The organism is Sandaracinus amylolyticus, assembly GCF_000737325.1.
In the GTDB taxonomy this organism is placed as follows: domain Bacteria; phylum Myxococcota_A; class Polyangia; order Polyangiales; family Sandaracinaceae; genus Sandaracinus; species Sandaracinus amylolyticus.
Genome location: NZ_CP011125.1, coordinates 6,154,441 through 6,175,127 on the forward strand (window position 1 = coordinate 6,154,441; position 20,687 = coordinate 6,175,127).

Consider the following 20,687-nt stretch of genomic DNA (forward strand, 5'->3'; position numbering starts at 1 on the left):
GACCGGGAAGACTCCAGCGTTCGAGCGGTTGGGTCAAGCCTCGTGGGCGATCGTGCGCGCGGGTGTTAGGTAGGCCGCGAAGAGGAGGAGCCTTGATGACCGAACGACCGAAGCGCGCCGCGATGGCGGTCGCGTTCCTCGGCGCGACGGCCGCGCTGGTGGGAACGGCGTCGCATCTGACCCACGTCGATGCGCAGGATCGCCCGACGAGCGCGCAGGCCGGCGCCGCCCCCGCGGAGGCGGCGAGCTCTCCGCTGTCGCGTCTCGCGATCCGCCGCGAGCGTCTCGACAACGGGCTGCGCGTGGTGCTGAACCCCGACCCGACGGTGCCCACCGTCGCGATCGCCGTCTACTACGACGTGGGCTCGCGCAACGAGGTCCGAGGGCGCTCGGGGTTCGCGCACCTGTTCGAGCACATGATGTTCCAGGGCTCGGCGAACGTGCAGCGCGGCGAGCACTTCTCGCTGATCATGAACCGCGGCGGATCGCTCAACGGCACGACGAGCGAGGACCGCACGAACTACTTCGAGACGCTGCCCGCGAACGAGCTCGAGCTCGGGCTGTTCCTCGAGTCGGATCGCATGCGCTCGCTCGCCGTCAACGAGTTCAACTTCGACAACCAGACGCAGGTCGTCATCCAGGAGCGCCAGCAGAGCTACGAGAACCGCCCGTACGCGCTCTCGTTCCTGCGCATCAACGAGCTCGCGTACGGCGACTACTGGCCCTACGCGCACTCGACGATCGGCGACACGCAGGACCTCGTCGACGCGCCGCTCTCGGCGGTGCAGGAGTTCTGGCAGACGTACTACTCGCCGAGCAACGCGGTGCTCTCGATCGCCGGTGACTTCGATCCCGATCAGGCGATGGAGCTCGTGCGGCGCTACTTCGGGAACATCCCGTCGCGCGAGGTGCCGCCCTACGCGCCCGGCGACATCGCGCCGCAGACGGCGGAGCGCACCGACACGATGCAGGACATGCTCGCGGACCTTCCCGCGTTCCACGTCGCGTACCACATCCCGCAGTCGCGCGAGGCCGATCACTATCCGCTCGAGATGCTCGCCCTCGCGCTCGGCGACGGCGAGTCGTCGCGCCTCTACCAGGAGCTCGTGAAGCAGCGCGAGCTCGTCTCGGAGATCTACGTCGCGACCGACGATCGACGCGGCCCCGATCTGCTGTCGATCTTCGCGCTCGTCGCCGAAGGGCACACCGGCGCAGAAGTGCGGCCGTTCATCTACGCGGCGATCGAGCGCATCGCGCGCGAGGGCATCCCGGAGCGCGAGCTCGAGAAGCTGCGCAATCGCGTGCGCGCGTCGTTCGTGTTCGGCCTCCAGAGCAACCTCGATCGCGCGAAGAACCTCGCGGAGTTCGAGATGTACTGGGGTGACGCGGAGCTGATCCGCGCCGAGCTCGATCGCTATCTCGCGGTGACGAGCGACGACATCGAGCGCGTCGCCGGCCGGTACTTCGCGGAGACGAACCGCACCGTGCTCGACGTGGTGCCCGCGCCGCGCGCCGAAGAGAGCGCGGAAGGAGGTGCGCGATGACGAAGCGAATCTCGTCGCTGCTGATCGCGCTCTCGCTCGTCGCGTGCGGCGGGCCGAGCACGACCACGACGACCGAAGCCGAGAACACCGGCGGCGGTGGCGAGCAGGCGCAGGCCGAGGCTCCGCGCGTGCCGCCTCCTGCGTCGGGCCCCGCGCGTGACGTGCACCTTCCGCCGATCGCGCGCACCACGCTCGCGAACGGCCTCGAGGTGAACACCGTGCGCACCAACGCGCTGCCGCTCGTGTACGTGCGGCTCGTGGTGCGCAGCGGTCTCGCGTCGTCGCCCGAGCAGCTCCCGGGCCTGTCGCGCCTCGTCGCGAAGATGCTCAAGGAGGGCACGCGCCGTCGCACCAGCGCGCAGCTCGCGGAGCAGATCGAGTACCTCGGCGCCGACCTCTTCGTGGGCGACGATCAGGCGCAGGTGGTGCTCCAGATGCGCGCGCTGTCGGAGCACCTCGACACCGTCATGGATCTGCTCGCGGACATCGCGCAGAGCCCGCGCTTCGACGAGCAGGAGCTGCGTCGCCTCAAGGCGCGCGAGGCCGATCGCCTCCGCGTCGAGTACGCGGACGCGGCGACGCTCGCGCGGCGCGCGTTCTATCAGGCGGCCTACGGCTCGCATCCGTACGCGCAGGTCGACCTGACGCCGCAGACGCTCGAGCGCGCGCGTCGCACCGACCTCGCGAATTGGCACCGCGATCACTTCGTGCCGAACAACGCGTTCCTGGTCGTCGCGGGCGACGTGACGCCGGAGCAGGTGCAGGCAGCCGCGGAGCGCGCGTTCGGTCGCTGGCGTCGTCGCGAGGTCGCGCAGGCGCAGCTGCCCGACGTGCCGCAGCGCACGCAACGCGAAGTGCTCATCGTGCATCGCCCGGGCTCGGCGCAGTCGGTGATCGCGGTGGGCAACCTCGCGATCCCGCGCTCGCACCCGGACTGGGTGCCGCTCGAGGTCGCGAACCAGGTGCTTGGTGGCTCGGCGGCGTCGCGTCTCTTCAGCGATCTGCGCGAGCGGCGCAGCCTCACGTACGGCGCGTACTCGAGCGTCGACGAGCTGCCGATCGCCGGGCCGTTCCGCGCGCGTGGCTCGGTGGGTCGCGACCCCGAGCACCCCGACGTCGATCGCACGCCGGCCGCGATGGACGCGTTCATGGAGCACCTGCAGCGCATCGTCACCGAGGCACCGCCGCAGGACGAGGTGAACAACGCGCAGCGGTATCTGTCGGACTCGTTCCCGCTCCAGATCGACACCGCGGGACGCATCGCGGGCATGGTCTCGGACCTTCGCCTCTACGGGCTGCCCGACGACTACTTCGACACGTACCGTTCGGACGTCCGCAACGTCACGCCGGACCAGGCGCTGACGGCCGCGCGCACCCATATCCGCCCCGATCAGGCGCTCGTCGTGATCGTCGGCGACGCCGAGGTGATCGCCCAGCCGATGCGACGCTGGGGCCCGGTGCGGGTCGTCGACGCCGATGGCCGCGAGATCTCGTCGTTCCCCGCGGAAGGTGCGACGCCCGCGGCGGCCGCCGAATAACGCAGACACCGCAGGAATCCGCCGCGATCGGCGTGATCGCGTCGCGCGTGCTACACGGGCCGGGGGTGCGGAATCGCATCTCCCGGCTCGTTCGTCTCGCGGGGGCCTATCTGTTCTCTCGCCGTCCCGGAGCACAGGACGGCCAACGGAGGAACGACGTTCATGTGCGGCATCGTGGGTTACGTCGGTGACGACGACACGGCTCCCATTCTCCTCGACGGCCTGCGCCGTCTCGAATACCGCGGCTACGACTCGGCCGGCGTCGCGATCCACAGCAGCGGCGAGATCAAGATCGCGCGCGCGGTCGGAAAGCTGCGCAACCTCGAGAAAGCGCTCGAGGAGAAGCCGCTCGCGGGCACGACGGGCATCGGTCACACGCGCTGGGCGACGCATGGGCGCCCGACGGAGGTGAACGCGCACCCGCACCAGTCGGGCCCGATCGCGCTCGTGCACAACGGCATCATCGAGAACCACCTCTCGCTGCGCACGCGCCTGGTCGAGCGCGGCGCGAAGATCGTCAGCGACACCGACACCGAGATCGCCGCGCACCTCGTGCACGAGAAGCTGCGCGAGAACGGCAAGGGGCTCGAGGACGCGGTGCGCAGCGCGCTCCGCGAGATCCACGGCGCGTACGCGCTCGCGGTGCTCAGCAAGGACGAGCCGGGGCGCATCGTCGTCGCGAAGGCGAGCTCGCCGCTCGTGATCGGCATCGCGGACGACGCGAGCTATGCGGGCAGCGACATTCCCGCGCTCCTGCCCTACACGCGCAAGATGATCTTCCTCGAGGACGGCGACATGGCCGTGCTCGAGAAGGGCTCGGTCCGCATCACGCGCCTCGACGGCACCGTCGTCGAGCGCGCCATCAAGGTGATCGACTGGTCGCCCGTGATGGCCGAGAAGGCGGGCTTCAAGCACTTCATGCTCAAGGAGATCCACGAGCAGCCGCGCGCCATCGAGGACACGCTGCGCGGCCGCCTGGATCGCGAGCACGGCGACGTGCACGGCCACGAGATCGGCCTGAGCGACGACGATGCGCGCAGCATCAAGCGCGTGTTCCTGCTCGCGTGCGGCACGAGCCACCACGCGGCGATGACGGGTCGCTATTACCTCGAGTCGATCGCGCGCATCCCGACCTCGGTCGAGCTCGCGAGCGAGTTCCGCGGCCGCGAGCCGATGATCGGCGAGGGCGATCTCGTCGTCGCGGTGAGCCAGAGCGGCGAGACGATCGACACGCTGATCGCGGCGCGCGAGGCGAAGGAGCGCGGCGCGAAGATCCTCGCGATCGCGAACGTGATCGGCAGCGCGATCCCGCGCATGGCGGACGCCGCGTTCTACACGCACGCGGGCCCGGAGATCGGCGTCGCGTCGACGAAGTGCTTCTCGACGCAGCTCGCGAACCTGATGATGCTCTCGATCTGGCTCGGCAAGCGCCGCGGCTCGCTCGACGAGGCGAAGGCGCGTGAGCTGGTCGAGGCGATGGCGCGCCTGCCGCTGCTGATGCGCGACGTCATCACCGGCACGCGCCAGCTCGTGTGCAACCTCGCGAAGCGCTATCGCGACGCGCGCGACGTGCTCTTCCTCGGCCGCGGCCTCAACTACCCGATCGCGCTCGAGGCCGCGCTCAAGCTGAAGGAGATCTCGTACGTGCACGCCGAGGGGTACGCGGCGGGCGAGATGAAGCACGGCCCGATCGCGCTGATCGACAGCGCGGTGCCGGTGTTCGTGCTGATGCCGAAGGATCGCTGGTACGAGCGCACCCACGGCAACCTGCAGGAAGCGAAGGCGCGCGAGGGTCAGGTCATCGCGATCGCGACCGAGGGCGACGAGTCGGCGCACTCGCTCTCGCAGGACGTGATCGAGGTGCCCGACGTGCCCGAGGCGATCACCCCGTTCCTCACGGTGCTGCCGATGCAGCTCTACTCGTACTACGTCGCCGACTTCAAGGGCACCGACGTCGACCAGCCGCGCAACCTGGCGAAGACGGTGACCGTCGAGTAATTCGCGCTCCGCAGTGCTGGAGAGCGCAAAGGTCGCGGTCGTCGTCCCGGCGTACAACGAGGCGCGCCTCATCGCGCGAGCGCTCTCCGGGATCCCGTCGTTCGTCGATCGCGTCGTCGTGGTGGACGACGCATCGACGGACGACACCGCGCGCGAAGCGGCGCGCGCGGGCGACGCGCGCGTCGAGGTCGTTCGTCACGCGCGCAATCGCGGCGTCGGCGCGGCGATCGCGACCGGAACGCGCGTCGCGTTCGATCGCGGCGCCGACGTGGCCGCAGTGATGGCGGGCGACGCGCAGATGGATCCCTCGGATCTCGAGCGCGTCGTCGCGCCGGTCGCGCGCGGCGAATTCGACTACTGCAAAGGCGATCGCCTCTCGCACCCGAGCGTGCGCCGCACGATGCCGCCGCATCGTTGGATCGCGAACCACGTGCTCTCGCGGCTCACGCACCTGGCGACCGGCATCCCCGTGCGCGACTCGCAGTGCGGCTATGCCGCGATCTCGCGAAGCGCGGCGCGACGCGTCGAGCTCGAGCGCATGTGGCCGGGCTACGGCTATCCGAACGATCTGTTGGGACGCGCGGCGGCCGCAGGCCTGCGCGTCGGCGAGGTCACGGTGCGTCCGATCTACGCCGACGAAGAGAGCGGCATCGGCATCCGTCATGGGCTCGTCGTGATCCCGCTGCTCCTCGCGCGCACCGCGATCACCCGGCACCTCTCGTGATCGTCGCGATGCCCGCGACGAGCTTCCCGACGTCGCCGCGCGACGTCTCGGGGCTCTTCGTGCTCGGCATGGCACGCGCGCTCGCGTCGCTGGGTCACGAGGTCGAAGTGCTCGCGCCCGCGCCCGATCACCGCGATGCGTGGACCGATCCGGCGCCCGGCGTGCGCGTGCGATGGATCGACTACGCGCGACCGCGCGCGCTCCAGCGCACGTTCCATCGCGCGGGCGCGCCCGACAACCTCGCGCGCGATCCGCTCGCGTGGCTCGGCGCAGCATCGTTCCCGCTCGCGCTCGCCGCGGCGATGAGAGACCGACGATGGGACGCGATCGCGAGCCACTGGGGCGTCCCCTGCGGACTCGTCGCGGGCGCGATGCGCGGATCGGCGCGGCACGTCGCGATCTTCCACTCGGCGGACGTCCACGTGCTCTCGCGCGCGCCGCGCGCGCTCGCTCGTGCGATCGCGGAGCGCAGCGACTCGCTCGTGTTCGTGAGCGCGCGGCTGCGCGACGGATTCCTCGCGCTCGCCCCCGAGGCACGCCCTCGCTCGCACGTGATCGCGATGGGCGTCGATGCCCCGCCGTCCGTCGCGCGCGCACGCCGCGAGCGGTTCACGTTGCTCGCGCTCGCACGTCTGGTCCCCGTGAAGGGCCTCGATCGCGCGATCCGCGCGCTCCCGCCCGACGTCGAGCTCGTGATCGGCGGTGACGGTCCCGAGCGTACGCGCCTCGAGCAGCTCGCGCGCACGTGCGGCGCGCGCGTGTGCTTCCTCGGGACGATCACGGGCGACGACAAGGCGCGCTGGCTCGCGACCGCCGACGCGCTGATCGCGCCCTCGATCGTGCTCCCGAGCGGCCGCACCGAGGGCGCGCCCACCGCGCTGATCGAGGCGATGAGCGCCGCGCTTCCCGTCGTCGCGACCGACGTCGGCGGCGTGCGCGAGATCGTCACCCACGAGCACGACGGCTTGCTCGTGCCGCCCGACGACGTCGGCGCGCTGCGCGACGCGATCGCGCGCCTACGCGACGACGCCACGCTCCGCGCGCGACTCTCCGATCACGCATCGCACACCGCGTCCTCGCGCACCTGGCCCGCGCTCGCGCCGCGCTTCGAGGCGCTGCTCGCTCAGGGCTCGATGCGCCGCGCCGACGCAGGCGGACGAAACACGAACGTCGACTCCGCGAGCCGCGGGTTCTCGACCTGATCGATCAGATCGAACCGGTTGGTGTTCCCCGCGTGGTCGATGATCATCACGCGATGCACGCGCCCGCGCCGCTCCTCGGCGCGATCGACGTAGAGCCACACGCGCTCGTACTGCGCGACCGGCTCGCTCGGCCGCAGCTCGATCACGCTCCCCGCGAACCCCGTCTGCCGCGCGTCGACGAGCCGCGCGATCACCGCGCCCTCGGGGAGCTCGACGCCCATCAGGAGCCCGAGCGCGATCGGCATCGCGTCCTCCGACGCAGCCTGCTCGTAGTACTGCCCCGGCGCGGGCTCGGGCTCGTACGAGACGATCCGCGTCCCGTCGCTCGCGAGCACGCGCCCCCGCGGCACGTCGTAGTCGATGCGCAAGCGTCCGGGACGCTGGAGCGCGATGCGCCCGCGCCAGCGATCGTCGCGCTCGTGGAGCCGATGGTGGAACCGCTGCTCGAAGCGCGCGCGCAGCCCGCGCAGCGCGCCGTAACGAGCACGCACCTCGGCGAGCACCGTGCTCGCGTCGTCGGTCTGCGCGTGCGCGATCACGCCCGTCGCGACCAGCGAAGCGAGCGCGAAGCAGGCGAGGATCGTGGGCGCGGGCCGTGTCGACACGATGACGCGATTGTTTCCGTGAAGATGCGCGAGAAACGTCGGAGGGGCTTGTTGATCCAGCGCGTGACGGCCGGTAGGATGTTCGATTGGTTCCCCTGTTCTTTGTGCGCCGGTCCTAGTGTCGCTGCCAGCCCGGTTCCGCTGCTCGCTCGTGTGCTCGAAGCTCTTTCTTAGAGGTTCGTGATCACCGTTACATGGAGGTCCCATGGCGAGGTCGCAGTCGCGTCAGGTCGATCCCCTCAAGGAGCTGGACCGCCTCGAGAGGCGCCACAAGAAGCTCAAGGAGCGCGTCGCTGAGTACGAGGCTCGGATGTTCCTCACCAACACCGAGCAGCTCGACCTGGCGAAGCTGAAGAAGCAGAAGCTGGCGACCAAGGACGCGATCGAGAACCTACGGGTCCCGTCGAGCTGAGTGACGCGACCGAGCCCTCCGGACGAAGGGCTCGGAGCCGACGAGACAGACGCGTTCGCGAGGAGAATCGGGCCCGCCGCATCCTGCAGATGCCGCGGGCCCTTCCGTTTCCGTCAGTCCGCAGCCGCGGGCGGGGGGCGATGGCTCAGCGGGTCGACGGGCTCCAGCTCCGCGCGGGTGCGCGCGAGCAGGTCTCGCTGTTCCTCCCGCAATCCGCGGCCGTTCTCGCCCGCGATCTCGTGCGCGACCTCGAGGTAGTGCAGCGCCTCGAGCCGGTGCCCGAGCCGGTACTCCGCCATGCCGCGGAGGTAGAAGTACCGAGCACGCATCGGCTCGTCCATCGAGGGCGCGATGTCCTCGAGGTCGACCAGCCAGGTGCGCGCCGCGTCGAAGCGCGCCTGGTCGTAGGCCTCCTCGGCGCGCCGCATCTCGGAGGAAGTCGCGGCGCACGCGCCGAGGGCCAGCGCGAAGATCACGGCGAGAGGGCGTCGCATCGCGCGCGGAGCATACCCGAGCGGGGGCGGAATGCGCGATCCCGAGCCCACGTTGCAGCCAACGACGGTCTTGGCACCGGAGCAGCCAAGACATACAATCTCAAGCACAGTGCAATCCGCAGATCGGTTCGATGCGGATGCGCAAAAAGAAAGAGCGCGGAGCCGCTGCCACGGCCCCGCGCTCGGAAGAAGAGACGCGAGCGAAGAGGAAGAAGAGCGAATCAGCGAAGGAAAAAGGCGCGTCGGACATCGACGCGAAGCAAGACGAAGCCGGTTCCAAGCAAGCGCGAGACGAACGACAAGCGAAGAGCGAGCGCAGAAGAGAAGGCGAAGCGAAGCGAGCCACCGGGCGCGACCCCGCCGGCCAGAGCAGCGGTCGCGAACGGAACGTGAAGCGGACGTCGAGGAGCTCGGCGCGAGAGGCTCGAACCGCGAACCCGAACGCCCAGCGAAAATCGAAGGAGTCGTCTCGCTCGAGACAGCCGAGGAGCCGAGAGGCGGACGAAGCTGGAAGCCGCGAAGCTCGAGACCGGAACGAGGTCGAGAGCGGGAACGAGATCGAGAGCCGGAACGAGTCGAAGCAGCGGCAGTCGAGTCGAAGGAACGGCAGTCGAGTCGAAGGAACGAAGCGCGGCGAACGTGAAGTAGAGGGCGGGAGCGAGTCTTCGGGCTCGCTCCCGTCGTCGTTTCGAGTCGTGCTAGCAGAGAGCCTGCCAGCGCGCGGACGCTTCGAGGCCGCGCCGGACACTCCGGGTTTTCCTCGACGAAATGCACGAGCCCCGGTGACGCCGAAGGGTCACCGGGGCTCGATGCATGACATCCCTGTCGCGGTCGGCCCGGCCTCGCACAGGGCGTGGCCGGGCTTGACACCAATGTCAGCGGGACTGGCGCGCCACCTGACGACCGAGCCAGAGCGCGACACCGGCGTTGAGCACGAGCCAGGGGCCCACGAGCCAGCCGGGGAGCAGCGCGACCGCGGTCGTCGGCGCGAGCGCCTCGACGAGCAGGAACGCAGCCGTGCCGAGGCACAGGCCGACGAGCAGCGGCTGCATCTTGCGGAAGTGCAGCATCAGCGCGACGGCGGCGAGCGGCACCAGCGCGCTCATCGCGAACAGCGCCGTCCAGCGGCCGCCGATGTGCGCAGCAGCGCCGGGGCCGCCCCCCGCGAGCAGCGACTCGAGCCCGCCGAGGCCCGGCACGAGGTGCCACGGCAGCGCGCCGAGGCCGCCCGCGACGACGACCGCGAGCATCGTCGCCCCCGCGAGCCCGACGCCGAGCTTGCCGCGACGGCGCAGCCCGACGAGCACGCCGAGCCCGAGCAGCGCCGCGAGCGCACCACGCGCCGCGCCGCTCTCCTGCGATGCGCGCGCGAGCGCCGCGTTCGCCTGGACCAGACCCGCCGCGTAGCGGGTGCGATCACCGAGATCGACCGCCGTGGAGGTCAGCACGCGCTCGACCGCGTCGGGGTCGGTCACGCCGGCGCCGACGATCAGCGCGGCGACGCCCGCGACGTGCGGCGCGGCCATCGACGTGCCCTGGTATGCGACGTAGTCGAACCGCCGCGGATCGCGGCCGACGAGCGTGTTCTGGAGCACGCCGTCGGGCATGCCGTCGCCGTTCTGGTCGACGCGGGTGTCGCCGCCCGGCGCGACCACGTCGAGGCCGCGCCCGTACGACGAGTAGAACGAGAGCGTCCGGTCGAAGCGCACCGCGCCGACCGCGATGACGTGATCGTGGCGCGCGGGGTACTCCACCGTGCTGCGCGACGCGTTGCCGGCCGCCGCGACGACCACGACGCCCTTCTCGTGCGCGTACTCGATCGCGCGCTCGACGGTGCGCGAGCGCATCCCGCCACCGAGCGACATGTTGATGACGTTCGCGCCGTGATCGGCGGCCCAGCGGATCGACGCCGCGATCGCGCCCCAGCCGCCCGCGCCGTTCCGGTCGAGCACGCGCAGCGGCATGATCGCGGCCTCGGGCGCGACGCCCGCGACGCCGAGCGCGTTGTGCGTGCTCTGCGCGATCGTGCCCGCCACGTGCGTGCCGTGGCCGTGCTCGTCGTCGGGCTGCGCGTCGTCGTCGACGAAGTCCCAGCCCTCGACGAAGCGGGTGCGCGCGAGGTCGGGCGCGCGGAGGAAGCGGTCGCCGTCGCGGTACGCGACGCCGGTGTCGATGACCGCGACGACCACGCCCGCGCCGCGCGCGCGGGCCCACGCCTCGGGCATCCCGATCTGATCGAGGTGCCATTGGAAGCGGTAGTACGGATCGTCGGGCGTGAAGCGGCGCTCACCGTCGGTCGCGGCGGGCGGCTGGCTGCTGGGGACGAAGCCCAGCTCCGTCTCGGGGAGCGACCACGTGCGCTCCACCTCGATGCCCTCGACGAGCTCGTTGCGGCCGAGGCGCGCGAGCACGTCGCTCACCTCGCTCTCGGGCGCGCGTACCCGGAAGAGCTCGGCCTCGTCGCTCAGCATCTCGCCGAGCCCGCTGCTCCAGGCGAACGGCGCGATCGCGCCCGCGAGCTCGCGGGCGACGGCCTCGCGATCCTCGGGCGACGCGTCGTCGTCGAGGTCGACCAGCAGCGCGCCCGTCGCGGGGTCCGCGACGAAGGGATGCGGCATCGAGAGCGCGGCGCGCGACGGCGGGCATCCAGCCCCGCATGCGGTCGCCGGGCAGCGGAATCCGGACCGCGCGAGCACCGACGCGAGCAGCAGCGCGACGACGGCGATCCCGAAGATCACCTTGGCCCAAGGGAGCGATCGGGTGGACGGCATGATGATCTCCAGTATGGGCGCCGCCGAGCGACGCTCGCTACACGACGACTGGGACCTTCATACTGTTTCACGCATTGGCGAGTGGGCGCTCGCCCTACCGTGGCGCTACGCCACGCGCGTCACACGAGGACGAGGTCCTCGAGGTCGAGCTCTTCGGTGCCGTCGCTGGTCTCGAGCAGCAGGCGGGTGTCGAGCTGGCGCTCCTCGCCGAGCTGGCTGACGTACTCGCGGATCTCCGGGAACGCCGCGACGAGGCGCTGGAAGATGTCGCGTCCGAGGAAGAGCACCGTGCTCTGGCGCGCCGCCGTGACGGTCGCGCTCGCGGGCTCGTCGTGGAGCAGCGAGATCTCGCCGAACACGTCGCCGGGCTTGAGCGTGGCGAGCAGGATCTTGCTGTCGCCGTCGATCTTCGAGACGTCGACCTCGCCCGAGAGCAGCACGAAGAGCCCGCGGCCGGGCTGGCCCTCGGTGATGATCTGCACGCCGGGCACGACGTCGTGCGCGGTGAAGCGGCGCACGAGATCCATGCGCTGCTTGCGATCGAGCGGGCGGAAGAGCGGCGACGTCTGCAGGAGGTTCTGGAGCAGGCGCTCGCGCGTGAACTTGTCGAGCGCGACCGCGAGCGTCGCGACGTCGCGCGAGAGCGCGGACAGCGCGTCGCGATCGAACTCGAGCAGGTCGGCGTCGGTCGAAGCGCGCACCGTCGCCGAGCGTGGCGCCGCGGAGACGAGCGCCATCTCGCCGAACACCGCGCCTTCGTGGAGCGTCGCGAGCACGGTGTCGCCTCCGCCCGCCTCGGGGTGCTGCGCGAGCTGCTTCGTGACCTGCACCTCGCCGCGCGCGATGACGAAGAAGCTCTGGCCGGGCTCTCCCTCCGCGAGCACGACCTCGCCCGGGCGGACGCGGCGCAGCTTGAGCGCGGGGAGCAGCGCGCGGAACACATCGGCGCGCAGCTCGCTGAACAGCGGGATCGGCGGCAGGCGCTCGGGGAACGCAGCGCCCGTGGTGTCCGCGGCCACGCGCTCGGCGTGCGGCGCGAGCTGCTCGAGCGGGATCTCGCGCGCGAGGTCGAGCGTCTCGGGAACGAGCTGGTCGGGATCGCCGGGCGCGATGCGCACGCCGCGACCGAGGCGCGGCGAGCCCACCGAGTAGAGCTCGGCGAGCGGTGCGAGCAGCGCCTCGAGCTGCGGCTCGAGCGCGGTGAGCACCTTGAGCGCGACGAGCGCGCGCAGCGGGTACCCGGCGTGCGTCGCGTAGCGGGCGAGCGCCGTGTAGACGACGGCCGCGCGCTGCACCTCGCCGAGCGCGAGGAGGCTGTCGGCGACGCGCAGGCGCGCGTCGAGATCGACGGGCTGGAGCTGCACCAGCGCGCAGTAGGCGTGGAGCGCGGCGTGGGCCTCGCCGGCGAGGAGGCGCGCGTCGGCGTGGGCGCGGAGATCGCGGAGCGTTCGCATGCGGCGGCGATGGTAACGCGCCGCGCGCCGCGCCAGGTGGGCCGTCGCACGTCCGCGTTCGCGGGCGTCGACGGGACCGCTGGGAGCGCGACGCGGAAGCGGGTAACATGAGCGACCCGAGAGAGGGCACCGCGACCCGATGGAGACGTGCACGCAGTGCCGCGCCTCGCTGAGCGTGGGGGACGAGCGATGTCCCTCCTGCGGGGCCGTGCGCGTGCCGCTCGCGTCGGAGCCGCCGCCGCGCGACGCCGCCGACTCCGACGAGCCCCCGCCGGTGCCCGCCGGAACCTGGGCGAGCACCAGCGAGATCGAAAGCGAGCCGCCGCCCTCCCCGCTCCGCGCCACCGCGGATCCCGACACCCGTCGCATCCGGAAGATCTCGCGCGAGCAGGAGGCCGGCACCGAGCCCGAGCCGACGCGCGAGCCCTCGCGCCCGGTCCGGCGGGTGCGCGGAGAAGCGGCCGCGCGCGGTCGCGCCCGCGGGCTCGCGATCGCGGCAGCGGCCGAGGAGGAGCAGGACCGCAGCGACGAGCCCGCACGGCCTGCCGCGCGGGTGGTGGCGTTCCCCACCACGGCGCGCGCCGCGGACGCGACCCCGGTCCAGAGCGCGAGCGCGTCGAGCTCGGGGATGCGCGCGCAGACCGCGCCGGTGGGCCCGCCGCAGTGGCTCGCGTCGGAGCTGCTGCGCGAGCGGCCGGCGGCCGAGCCGATGGCGTGGACGTCGCGAGGGCTCGCGCTGTTCGCCGGGGCAGGCGTGGTCACGGCGGCGATGACGCTCGCGGCGGGCGAGGCGATCCACCTCGGGATCGCCGGGCTCGGCGCGGCGATCGCGCTCGTCGCGATTGCGCCGCTCCGCTTCGCGATGCGGGCGGGCGCGTTCGCCGTGCTCGCGTCGCTCGGGCTCGTCGTGGCCACGATGGCGCGCAGCAGCCCCGGTGGCGCCGAGGGCCTCGCCGCGATGGGCACGACGCTGCTCGCGGCCGCGCAGCTGCTGCGCTGGCAGAACCGCGCATCGCGGTTCGCGCGCGCGGCGATGGGCGTCGGCGTCGCGGTGAGCGCGTCGTGGCTGATCCTCGACGGCGGGCTCGACGCGATGGTCGTGCACGCCGGGGGCGTCGACGCCTGGCTCGGGCCGGCGATGCGCGCGCTGCTGCTGGTCGTGCTCGCGCTGTCGCTGCTCGCGTTCATCGACGACTCGAGCGACAGCGGGTGCCGCGTGTGGCCGTGGCTCGTGCTCGGGTGGGGCGCGCTCGACGGGATGGTCGCGAGCGCGATCGGGCCGGCGTGGAACGCAGCGGGCGCGGCGACGACGCCGCTCTTCGCGGCGGTCGCGGCCGTGGGCTGGATGCAGGTGTGGGCGACCACGCCGGGCCTCGGCCGCGAGAGCGCGCGCGCGAAGGGCGACGGGTGAGCTCGCCGGAGGGGTTCTCGGAAGACCCCTCCCCGAACGCTCCGCGCGCCGGCTGCGTCTCGGCCGAGAACTGGCGTCGGCGATCCGTGGCGCCGAACATCGGGCGATGCGCGCTGCTCTCGCTTGGGTGATCGTCGCGGTGCTCGCGGCTCCTGGCCTCGCTCGCGCCCAGCGCTGCGAGGACGACGTGCTCGCCGAGGCGGCCGCGGCGGTGCTCATGCACGGCGGGGATCCGACGGGCGCCGAGCTGCTCGCGGCGGCGCGCCACGCGGGCTCCGACGCGCCGACCGTGCACGCGCTCGCGATCCACGACGGCGACGAGGGCCGCATCGGGCCGTGGCTGGAGCGGCTCGGCGAGCGGCTGCGCGCGCCCGTCGTCTGCGGCGAGGCGCGTCGGGACGAGCGCTGGCTCGTGATCGCCGCGCCGCGCGCGGGCCGGCTCGTCGACGAGGGGAACGAGCGCTTCCGGATCGAGCTCGGCCCGGGGTTCGCCGATCCGATGGTGTTCGTCGAAGATCCGCACGGGAACGTCGAGCGTGTGGAGCCCTTCGAGGGACGCGCCGACGTGCCCTCGGATCTCGAGCGCCCGGTGCGGGTGCAGCTCGTCGCGCGCGGGCCCGACGGACCGCGGCCGGTCGCGGAGCGGCGCATCGGCGGCGACGAGGACCCCGCGCGCCGCACGTCGGCCGACGACGAGCCGCTCGACGCGCGCATCGAGGCGCTCCGCTCGCAAGCGCACGTCTCGCCGCTGCGGCCGCATCGCGTGCTCGCGTCGGTCGCGCAAGCGCACGCCGACGCCGTGTGTCGCGTGGGACGCGCGGCCCACGAGCTCGAGCCGGGCCGCGACCCCCGCGCGCGAGCCCGCGAGCGAGGGATCGAAGCGCGCCACGTCGGCGAGGTGATCGCGCGCGGCGCGGACGTGGCGGGCGCGTTCCTCGCGCTGACGCGCAGCCCCTCGCACCGCAGCGCGCTGGTCGACCGCCGGTTCACCGACGCGGGCGCGGGCATCGCGACCGACGACGCCGGGCGTGCCTGCGTCGTGGTGGTCCTCGCCGCCTGGCCGCGCCTGGTCGTGGGCGCGAGCCGCTGAGCGCGCTGGCGAGCGCGCCATCTTGTCACGAAGATGCACCCGTCAGCGCTGACGGACGCCTCTTCGAGCCCCGAAGATCCACCCGTCAGAGCGGACGGATGGGTCATCGCAATGCGACGAGGCACCCGTCCGAGCTGACGGATGGCCCATCGAGCCGCATGGAGGCACCCGCCACCGCGGACGGGTGCACCTTCGAGAGTCGAAGAGGCACCCGTCCGAGCTGACGGATGCCTCTTCGCAACGCGACGATGCCCCCGTCAGAGCTGACGGGGGCATCGTGGGGTCGCAATCGCCAGTCTCCCCGCGCTGGCGCACGGTGCGTCGCTGCGCGACGCCCGAGCCGTCGGCGCTGACGGGCGCCTCGCGTCGAAGCGAGGCCCGGGCGGGCAGCGCGGACGAGTGCCGCGCGATCAGCCCTGGGCTTCGTCGACGCTCTTGGCCTCGGGGGCGACGGAGTCGAGCGCGGGCTCGCTCTGCTGGTCCGTGCGCATGTGGCAGTTCTTGTACTTCTTGCCGCTGCCGCAGTAGCAGGGGTCGTTGCGGCCGACCTTCGGCTTGTCGCGGCGCACCGTCTCGACCTTCGGCGCTGCCGCCGCCGCCGCCTGCTGCGCCGGCACGATCGTGCGACCACCACGCGCCGCCGCTGCCGGCACACCCGCCGCCGCCGCACGCGCGCCGCCGCGCGCCGCGCCGATCCCGCTCGAGCTCGCCACCGGCTGCGTGCCGGGCCCCGCGTTCGTGGTCGCCGCAGCGATGTGCTGCTGCATGATGCGCTGCTGCTGCGCCTCGACCTCGCGGCGGCGCTGCTCCTCGAGGCGCCGCACGTCCTCCTCGCGCATGACCTGGATGCGGAACATCGAGAACGCGACCTGCGCCTTGATGCTCTCGGTCATGCCCACGAAGAGGTCGTAGCCCTCCTTCTTGTACTCCTTCTTCGGATCGCGCTGGCCGTAGCCGCGCAGGCCGATGCCGTCGCGCAGCTGGTCCATGTTCGTCAGGTGGTCGAGCCACTGACGGTCGATCTCGCGGAGGTAGAAGTTGCGGAACGCCGCGAGCAGGTTCTCGGGGCCGATCTCCTTCTCCTTCTTGAGGAGCACGGCCTCGCCGTCCTTGTAGAGACGCTCCGCCAGGTCCTCGACGTCGTGGAACTTCTCGACCGCGCCGGCCTTGAGCCCGAACGTCTCCTCGTACGACTTGCGCAGCCCGTCGAAGTCCCAGTCCTCCGCGTGCTTGTTCGGCGGGCAGGTGCGCTCGACGAGCTTGCCCACGATGTCGTCGACGAGGTCGAGCATGCGCTCGCGCTGCTCGCTCAGCGACATGCCGACTTCCTTCTCGATCGTCTCGAGCACGAGCTTCGGCTTCTTCGCGATCTTCTCGATGTGAACGCGGCAGCCGAAGACGTCGTAGATGTTCCGCTCGAGCGCCTGCCAGCGCACCTCGTCGAGGTCGGCGACGTTCGCGGCGAGCGCGGTCTCCTGCCACGCGCGCATCGACTCCTGCCACTCGCGCGCTGCCACGTCGTACGCACGCACGACGTCGTTGAACGCGCTCAGCTGCTCGGGCGTCGCGTTGCGCGGCGGAGGCTGGGGACGCGCCGGGGGCTGCGGCGGGATCGCCTTCGCGCCGTGCACCTTCACCATGCGCTCGAGCGTCGGCTTCGCGCGCTTGCGGAGCTCCTCGTCGATCTCCTTGACGATGGGCTCGGGCTTCACGCCCTTCTTGATCTCGTCCTCGGTCGGGACGGTGCGGTACTGACCTTCGAGGACCTGACGGCGCAGCGCGTAGATGCTCTTGCGCTGCTGGTTCATCACGTCGTCGTACTCGAGGAGGTTCTTGCGGATGTCGAAGTTCCGCTCCTCGACCTTCTTCTGCGCGTTGGCGACGGCGTTCGTCACCCACTTGTGCTCGATCGGGACGCCCTCCTCCATCCCGAGCGTCGTCATCATCGCCTGGATGCGCTCACCGGCGAAGATGCGCATGAGGTCGTCTTCGAGGCTCAGGTAGAAGCGGCTGGCGCCGGGATCGCCCTGACGGCCCGCACGACCGCGCAGCTGGTTGTCGATGCGGCGCGACTCGTGGCGCTCGGTGCCGACGATCTGGAGGCCACCCGCGGCGAGCACCTCTTTGCGCTCCTGCGCGCACTCGGCCTCGAGCCGCGTCTGCTCTTCCTTCACCGCGGCCTCGAAGAGCTCGCGGCTCTGGAGCAGCTCGACGTTCCCCTCGGCGTTCGCGCGATCCATCACGCGGTACTTCGCGAGCATCTCGGGGTTGCCGCCCAGCAAGATGTCGGTGCCGCGGCCGGCCATGTTCGTCGCGATGGTGATGGCGCCCTTCCGGCCCGCCTGCGCGACGACGTACGCCTCGCGCTCGTGCTGCTTCGCGTTCAGCACGTTGTGGGGGATCTCGGCCTTCGCGAGCATGCGGTGGAGCGCTTCGCTCTTCTCGACGCTCGTGGTGCCGACGAGCACCGGCTGGCCCGCCTTGTGGCACTCGACGATGTCCTCGTAGACCGCCTTGAACTTCTCGCGCTCGGTCTTGAAGACGAGGTCGTCCTGATCGCTTCGCTGGATCGGCTTGTTCGTCGGGATGACGGTGACGTCCAGCTTGTAGATCTTGTGGAACTCCTCGGCCTCGGTGTCGGCGGTGCCGGTCATGCCGGCGATCTTCTTGTAGAGGCGGAAGTAGTTCTGGAACGAGATGGTCGCGAGCGTCCGGTTCTCGGCCTGGATCGGCACGCCCTCCTTCGCCTCGACCGCCTGGTGCAGGCCGTCGGACCAGCGGCGTCCCGCGAGCACGCGTCCCGTGAACTCGTCGACGATCACGACCTTCTGATCGGCCGTGACCATGTAGTGCTGGTCGCGCTTGTAGAGCGTGTGCGCGATGAGCGACTTGTTCAGGATGTGCAGCGTCTCGAGGTTGACCGGATCGAAGAGGTTCTCGCTCTTCATGATCCCGGCCTCGACGAGCAGCTGCTGCGCGCGCTCGATGCCTTCCTCGGTGAACGTCGCGTTGTGGAACTTCTCGTCGACGACGTAGTGCTCGTCCTTGCGGAGGCGCGGCATGATGCGCGCGATACGCAGGTACTTGTCGCTCGCGACCTCGCCCTGCCCGCTGATGATCAGCGGCGTGCGCGCCTCGTCCACGAGGATGGAGTCGACCTCGTCGACGATCGCGAAGTTCAGCTCGCGCTGCGCGTAGTCGTAGATGCTGAACTTCATGTTGTCGCGCAGATAGTCGAAGCCGAACTCGTTGTTCTGGCCGTACGTGATGTCTGCGCGATACGCGTTCTTCTTCGCCTGATCGCTCTGCGAAGGAATGACGACGCCGTACGACAGGCCGAGCCAGTTGTAGAGGCGGCCCATCCACTCGGCGTCGCGCTTGGCGAGGTAGTCGTTGACCGTGACGACGTGGACGCCCTTGCCCGAGAGCGCGTTGAGGTAGCAAGGAAGCGTCGCGACCAGCGTCTTGCCTTCGCCGGTCTTCATCTCGGCGATCTTGCCGTCGTGCAGGACCATGCCGCCGATCAGCTGCACGTCGTAGTGACGCATCCCGAGGACGCGGCGGCCCGCTTCACGCGCGGTCGCGAACGCTTCGAACAGGACGTCGTCGAGGGTCGCGCCGTTGTCGAGCTTCTGCTTGAGCTCGGCGGTCCTGGCCTTCAGCTGCGCGTCCGAGAGCTTCTTGATCTCCGGCTCGAGCGCGTTGATCGCGGCCACGCGCGGCTGGATCTTGCGGATCTGCCGCTCGTGGTTGGTGCCGAAGAGCTTCTTGAGGATGTCCTGCAGCATTCGAGAGAGGCCTCGGGCGCGGAGGGAAGAGGCGGTAGTGGGCGACTGCGGCGCCGAGAAGGCGGCGCGCAGCCTCGCCGAGAAGACAGGCGGGGCAGACTAAGGCGGCGATCGTGGGGGCGCAACGCGGGGAACCCCCGTGCTATTCGGGCGGATCTCAGCCCGTGACGAGCGCCGCGCGAGCGAGGATCAGCGCCGCGCCCGCGAGCAGCGCGACGGCGACCGCGCCCACGATCGCGATGACCGCGAGGGTGGTGCGGGCGCGCGCGCGGACGCTCCGCGCCTCGGGGTCGCCCGCCTCGTGCATGACGTCCCGCGCCTCGGCCGCGGCGAAGAGGCCACGTCTCAGGAGCGACATCGCGAGCACCGCGATGCCGAGCCCGAGCGCGAGCCCCGCGACGAAGTGCAGGCGGCGGCGGCGCTCCGCGACCATGCGGCGATCGTCCTCGAGGCCCGAGATCGCGCTGGGCAGCGTCCGCACTTCTTCTTCGGCGCCCGCGAGGAGGAGGCGCGGCTCGGTGCCTTCGCGATCGGTGAGCTCGACGTCCTCGCGGCGCAGCAGCTCGCGGGTGTCGTGGAGCGCGAGGTCCGAGCCGGCGGGCGCGACCAGGACGTATCGCGCGGCAGCGCGCTCACCCCCGAACGGATCGGCGCGCACTTCCACGCGATACAGCCCGGGCCCGACGTCGAAGGGGAGCTCGGGGCGAGCGGGGTCGAGCGTCGCGGTCGCGATCCAGCGTCCCTCGTAGAAGAGATCGGCCGTCAGCACCTCGCGGCCGACCGGGGGGTGCGCCTCGAGCGGGATCGGCATCGAGGAGACGACGCGCGGGGCGTCGATCCACGGCGTCGCGAGCGCGATCGGCAGGCGCACGGTGCGACGCGCGAGCGGCTGGCCGAGGCGCGATGCGACGAGCTCGACCGACGCCTCGGGCCCGTGCGGGACGACGACCAGCCTCACGAGCGCTCCGTCGCGCGTGCTGCGCTCACCGACGGACGCGGCGGGCGTCTCCTCGATCGTGATCGTGTCGGCGTCGCCCGCGTCGATCCACAGCGCGCAGCGCTCCTCGGGCACGCACGCGCCGCCCGCGACGCGCACCTCGAGCGGCGGGAGCGGGACGCCCGTCGCCTCGGCGATCACCGGCCCCACGTCGATCTGCTGCAGCGGCAGGCCGACGCGACCGCGAAGCGGCGCGGGCGGCGCGTCGGGCTCGATCGTGAGCGCGCGCGTGACCGTCGCGAGCAGAGCACCGTCGTCGTCCCGCGCCGACGCGACGAGGTCGAGGCGCGCGTCGGTCGCGTCGTCCGGGGGAGCGAGCGCGCCTTCGGAGGAGCGCGCGCGAGACGTGTCGAGCGTGGTGCGCGCGAGCACGCGCTCTCCGTCGCGGAGCTCGACGTCCACCTGCGCCGCGACGAGCTCGCCGCCGTCGGGGTCGTCGATGCCGTCGAACACGAACGCGCGGAGCGGGATCGGATCTCCGGGCCGCACGCGATCGGGCGCGACGAGCTGCAGCTCGTGGTCGACCTCCCAGCGCTCCGAGATCAGCACCGCGTACCCGACCACGCCGAGCGCGATGGGGACGAGGATGCGCGCGAGCACGACGGCGCGGGACGAGGCGGGCTCGGGCGGATCGGCGTCACGCGCGCGGTGCGACACCC

Annotated in this window: 14 protein-coding genes; 8 read left to right on the top strand and 6 right to left on the bottom strand. The window is 71.6% G+C overall.

The window, feature by feature from the left end:
- The first annotated feature begins 95 nt into the window (after positions 1-95).
- The 5 genes from DB32_RS25950 to DB32_RS25970 all read left to right on the top strand — a co-directional run bounded on the left by DB32_RS25950 (position 96) and on the right by DB32_RS25970 (position 7,006).
- Positions 96-1,544: a M16 family metallopeptidase gene (locus DB32_RS25950; RefSeq protein ID WP_157069390.1), complete on the top strand. Its 1,449-nt coding sequence runs from the start codon at positions 96-98 to the stop codon at positions 1,542-1,544.
- Entirely contained in the window at positions 1,541-3,082 is a 1,542-nt protein-coding gene (locus DB32_RS25955; protein WP_053235326.1) for a M16 family metallopeptidase, read from the top strand. The genes DB32_RS25950 and DB32_RS25955 overlap by 4 nt, the downstream gene beginning before the upstream one ends.
- A gap of 162 nt (positions 3,083-3,244) precedes the next feature.
- A complete protein-coding gene (gene glmS, locus DB32_RS25960; protein WP_053235327.1) occupies positions 3,245-5,080 on the top strand; it encodes a glutamine--fructose-6-phosphate transaminase (isomerizing) in 1,836 nt (611 codons plus the stop codon).
- Between the two features lie 13 nt (positions 5,081-5,093).
- The gene (locus tag DB32_RS25965) at positions 5,094-5,804 is read left to right on the top strand and encodes a glycosyltransferase family 2 protein (RefSeq protein WP_053235328.1); all 711 of its coding nucleotides are present in this window, start codon (positions 5,094-5,096) and stop codon (positions 5,802-5,804) included.
- An 8-nt stretch (positions 5,805-5,812) separates the two neighbouring features.
- Positions 5,813-7,006, top strand: a complete 1,194-nt coding sequence (locus DB32_RS25970) for a glycosyltransferase family 4 protein (RefSeq protein ID WP_157069391.1) — start codon at positions 5,813-5,815, stop codon at positions 7,004-7,006.
- Here DB32_RS25970 and DB32_RS25975 read toward each other — a convergent pair.
- The gene (locus tag DB32_RS25975; RefSeq protein ID WP_053235330.1) at positions 6,928-7,611 is read right to left on the bottom strand and encodes a LolA family protein; all 684 of its coding nucleotides are present in this window, start codon (positions 7,609-7,611) and stop codon (positions 6,928-6,930) included. The two genes, DB32_RS25970 and DB32_RS25975, sit on opposite strands and share 79 nt — an antisense overlap.
- A gap of 205 nt (positions 7,612-7,816) precedes the next feature.
- Between DB32_RS25975 and DB32_RS25980 the strand changes: the two genes are divergently transcribed.
- Positions 7,817-8,023, top strand: coding sequence for an HP1242/YdcH family protein (locus DB32_RS25980; RefSeq protein WP_053235331.1), 207 nt, complete (start codon positions 7,817-7,819; stop codon positions 8,021-8,023).
- Between the two features lie 113 nt (positions 8,024-8,136).
- On the opposite strand, the gene DB32_RS25985 is transcribed toward DB32_RS25980, so the two are convergent.
- The 3 genes from DB32_RS25985 to DB32_RS47080 all read right to left on the bottom strand — a co-directional run bounded on the left by DB32_RS25985 (position 8,137) and on the right by DB32_RS47080 (position 12,742).
- Positions 8,137-8,517 carry a hypothetical protein gene (locus DB32_RS25985; RefSeq protein WP_053235332.1) on the bottom strand — a complete coding sequence of 127 codons (381 nt, stop codon included), beginning with the start codon at positions 8,515-8,517 and terminating at the stop codon, positions 8,137-8,139.
- A gap of 875 nt (positions 8,518-9,392) precedes the next feature.
- Positions 9,393-11,288: a S8 family peptidase gene (locus DB32_RS25990; protein WP_157069392.1), complete on the bottom strand. Its 1,896-nt coding sequence runs from the start codon at positions 11,286-11,288 to the stop codon at positions 9,393-9,395.
- A gap of 119 nt (positions 11,289-11,407) precedes the next feature.
- Positions 11,408-12,742, bottom strand: a complete 1,335-nt coding sequence (locus tag DB32_RS47080; protein WP_157069393.1) for a cyclic nucleotide-binding domain-containing protein — start codon at positions 12,740-12,742, stop codon at positions 11,408-11,410.
- Between the two features lie 139 nt (positions 12,743-12,881).
- Here DB32_RS47080 and DB32_RS47085 point away from each other — a divergent pair, with 139 nt between their 5' ends.
- Both DB32_RS47085 and DB32_RS26005 read left to right on the top strand, forming a co-directional pair.
- Complete coding sequence (locus DB32_RS47085; protein WP_169791555.1) at positions 12,882-14,153, top strand: hypothetical protein; 1,272 nt, start codon at positions 12,882-12,884, stop codon at positions 14,151-14,153.
- Between the two features lie 106 nt (positions 14,154-14,259).
- Positions 14,260-15,243, top strand: coding sequence for a CAP domain-containing protein (locus tag DB32_RS26005; protein ID WP_083457773.1), 984 nt, complete (start codon positions 14,260-14,262; stop codon positions 15,241-15,243).
- Between the two features lie 410 nt (positions 15,244-15,653).
- Here DB32_RS26005 and secA read toward each other — a convergent pair whose 3' ends face one another.
- Both secA and DB32_RS26015 read right to left on the bottom strand, forming a co-directional pair.
- Positions 15,654-19,031, bottom strand: a complete 3,378-nt coding sequence (gene secA / locus DB32_RS26010; protein ID WP_053235337.1) for a preprotein translocase subunit SecA — start codon at positions 19,029-19,031, stop codon at positions 15,654-15,656.
- A gap of 157 nt (positions 19,032-19,188) precedes the next feature.
- Positions 19,189-20,685, bottom strand: coding sequence for a hypothetical protein (locus DB32_RS26015; RefSeq protein ID WP_053235338.1), 1,497 nt, complete (start codon positions 20,683-20,685; stop codon positions 19,189-19,191).
- Positions 20,686-20,687 lie beyond the last annotated feature (2 nt).